The sequence below is a fragment of the Promicromonospora kroppenstedtii DSM 19349 genome (assembly GCF_000515355.1).
Lineage (GTDB): Bacteria > Actinomycetota > Actinomycetes > Actinomycetales > Cellulomonadaceae > Promicromonospora > Promicromonospora kroppenstedtii.
Genome location: NZ_KI911694.1, coordinates 25473 through 28686, shown reverse-complemented (window position 1 = coordinate 28686; position 3214 = coordinate 25473). Strand labels below are relative to the sequence as shown.

Here is a 3214-nt window from a genome sequence, read left to right as displayed (position 1 = left end):
CTGGCCGCGCAGGCCGACGGGGTGCTCGAACGGCTCGGCGAGGCCGAGTCCATGGTGGCCGACCTGCGCGCCGGGCGGACCGGCTCGCTCTCGATCGCCTACTTCGCCTCCGTCGGCTCGGCCTGGCTGCCCGACGTGGTCCGCGTGATCACGACGAGCTTCCCGGGCGTGCGCCTCGACCTGGAGCTCGCCGAGCACATCCCGGACAAGACCGAGGACCGGGCCGACCTGCAGGTCGCCGTGGCCCAGACCGGGTTCGAAGCGGGTAGCGGGTTCACCGCCCACCACCTGCTGGACGACCCGTACGTCGCCGTGCTGCCGCGCAGCCACCCTTTCGCCGGGCGTGCGGAGATCGAGCTCGCCGAGCTGGCCGACGAGTCGTGGGTGGACAACGACTTCGCGCGCGGCTGGTGCCGCCGCAACCTCCTGGAGGCGTGCACGGCCGCGGGGTTCAGTCCCACCTTCCATGTCGAGGCGCACGACTACCCGACGGCCGTGGCGTTCGTCGAGGCCGGGATCGGCATGACGGTGCTGCCGGAGCTCGGCGCGGTACAGCTCCCGGCGGGCACCGTGGCGGTGCCGGTGGTGCGGCCCACTCCCGTGCGCTCGATCTACGCCGTCCTGCAGGACGCCGTGGCCCACACCCCGCCCGCGATCGCCGCGCTGGAGGCGCTGCGCCAGGCCGCCGTCGCTTCGCGGGCAGCGGTGGTGGCCGCATAGGGTGGTCGGGTACCCGACGTCGGGCAGCCGACGTCATCCCGAGCGAGAGGCAATCCTCGTGACCACGCTTCCTACCGCCTCCGGGTCCTTCGGCGACAAGCCGGAGCTGACCTTCCCCGAGGGTGGCGCGCCCTCCGGCCTGCAGGTGCAGGTGCTCTCCGAGGGCAACGGGCCGGTCGTCGAGTCCGGCCGCACCATCGTGGTGAACTACCTGGGCCAGACCTGGGGCGGCCACGTGTTCGACAACTCCTACGACCGCGGCACCACGATCGACTTCCCGATCGGCGTCGGCGCCGTCATCGGTGGCTGGGACAAGGGCATGGTCGGCCAGAACGTCGGCTCGCGCCTGCTGCTCTCGATCCCGCCGGAGCACGGCTACGGTGCGCGCGGCGTGCCGCAGGCCGGCATCGGTGGCGGTGACACCCTGGTCTTCGTGGTGGACGTCGTCGACGTCAAGTGACCTGACCCGAAACCGCTGAGTGCGGGGTATTTGTTGGGCCAACAGGCGTTGGCCCAACAAATACCCCGCACTCAGCGGTCTTGGTTTGAGGCGGGGTTACGGGTAGCTGACCACCTGCGTCCGCTGCGTACCCTGCTGGACCGCGCCACCGGTGCCGTTGATGACATGGTTGATGCCGCCCGATCCGTTGAGGAACACGGCGGTCAGCGAGCGGAACGTCACGCCGGGCGCGTCGGGCGCCTGGATGCCGGACTCCAGGCGGATGTCCTGGCCCTGGTTGAAGAACGAGTACGTGCCGGTGCCGATCGCGGAGTGGTTCTGCACGTCGTCGGCGACGCGGTAGGCGGCGTAGCCGAGGCGGTCGCCGTCCATCCACGCGGCCTGGTTCGGCACGTCGTACGGGATCTCGTTCTGGTAGAAGAGCGTCTGACCGTCCTCGCCGTTCCAGATGGTCTGCTCCTCCTGGTAGTGCTCCACGAACAGGCCCGTCGCGGTGACGCGGTCACCGTTGACGACGACGCCGTGGGCACCGGTGTTGACGTCCCAGCCGATGCCGTTGCCGTGGTCACCGCGCCAGGCCCAGATGTGGTCCAGGAGCGTGTCGGGGCTGTTCACCTCGATGGAGGTGGCGGCCTTGCCCGCCCAGGGGCCGCCCACGCGGACGAAGACGTCGGTCAGCGTGGTCGGGTCCGCGGCGTCGGAGACGGTGGCGCCCTGCGGGCCGACCTGGATGAGTGTCTCCGACTCGGGGACGTTGGCGTCGGCGGTGATGCCGGCGATCTTGACGCCCGCCACGTCGCCGACCTCAAGGACGGCGTTACCGGCGGTCGGGGTGAGCGAGGCGTAGCCCAGGCCGAGCACGACGGTGTCGGCGCGGTCGACGGCCAGCGGCGCGTCGAGCTCGTACACGCCCGGCGTCAGGACGAGGTTCTTGCCGTCGGCCAGCGCCGCGTTGATCGACGCGGCGTCGTCCGTCCCCGCCTTGGCGACGTAGAAGTCGGAGATCCCGATCGACCGGCCGGCATCCGGCCCGGTGGACCAGTCGGTCCCGCTGCTGTTCGTCTTCGCGTTCGGCACGAACACGGACAGCTCGCCGTTGTCGCCCCGGTACAGGAACGGGGCCTCACGGCTGACCGGCGTGGAGCTGACGGACGTCGTCACACCGACGTTGTCGCCCGCCGGCTGGCCGAAGTTGGTGGCGGGGGCGCCCTGTACGCCGGAGAAGACCATGTTCCAGACGCCGCCGTCCCAGGCGCCCACCTCGGAGTTGCGCGTGAACCACTGCTGCTGGGAGCCGGACACGATGGTGCCGGACACGCGCGAGTTGGCGAGGTAGCCGCCCGAGGCGAACTCGCCGTACCGGCCGAAGATCGTCAGGTCGCCCTGGATGTCCATGCGGCGCATGGGCGCCGCCTGCGAGACGGCGAACCGCATCTGGTGCGGCTCGGTCACGCCTGCGGGGTACGGCAGGGCCGCGTCGTCGCCGACCGGGCGCTGGATCGGGTTGATGCCCATGTTGGAGATCGACCGCCAGAAGCGGGTCAGCGAGCCGGGGTCGGCGCAGGCCCAGGGCTCGTTGGGGCAGCCCACCACGGGCTCCACGTGCAGGGCGCCGTTGATGTGGACGTCGTCGGGCTGCGCGCCGAGGCCCGCGATCGACTCGTAGTAGCCCACGTGGGCGTTGACGATGCCGGTGGCCGTCGCAGGGTCGTCCTGGCCCGCGGCGCTCCCGTAGGTGCCGGGCTCGAAGAAGACCTGGTGCCGGTCGAGGCTGAACTCCGCCTCGTCGTTCACCGTGTCGAGGAACGCGTTGATCTCGTCGGCGGTCCAGGTCTCGTCGATGAAGGTGACGTTGGGGCCGAAGTCCGGGTCGGCCGCCTTCTTCGGTTTGGGCGTCTTGGGCTTGGTCGGCTTGTGCTTGTCCGGCTTCGTCGCGGAGGCCTTTGCCATGGCCCTGCCCTCGGCGGCGGTGGCCGGGGCGGCGGTGGCGGGCAGCGCCGTGACCGCGGCTCCCGCGGCGAGCGATGCGGCGAC

3 protein-coding genes are annotated in these 3214 nt (G+C 71.1%); 2 read left to right on the top strand and 1 reads right to left on the bottom strand.

The window, feature by feature from the left end; genetic code table 11:
• A partial coding sequence (locus tag PROKR_RS35230; RefSeq protein ID WP_036965058.1) for a LysR substrate-binding domain-containing protein occupies window positions 1–720 on the top strand: 720 nt, incomplete at its 5' end.
• 58 nt (window positions 721–778) lie between these two features.
• The gene (locus tag PROKR_RS17330) at window positions 779–1180 is read left to right on the top strand and encodes an FKBP-type peptidyl-prolyl cis-trans isomerase (RefSeq protein ID WP_020017035.1); all 402 of its coding nucleotides are present in this window, start codon (window positions 779–781) and stop codon (window positions 1178–1180) included.
• A 96-nt stretch (window positions 1181–1276) separates the two neighbouring features.
• Here the strand turns inward: PROKR_RS17330 and PROKR_RS17325 are convergent.
• The coding region (locus PROKR_RS17325) for a hypothetical protein (protein WP_051433090.1) at window positions 1277–3214 on the bottom strand (1938 nt) is incomplete at its 5' end.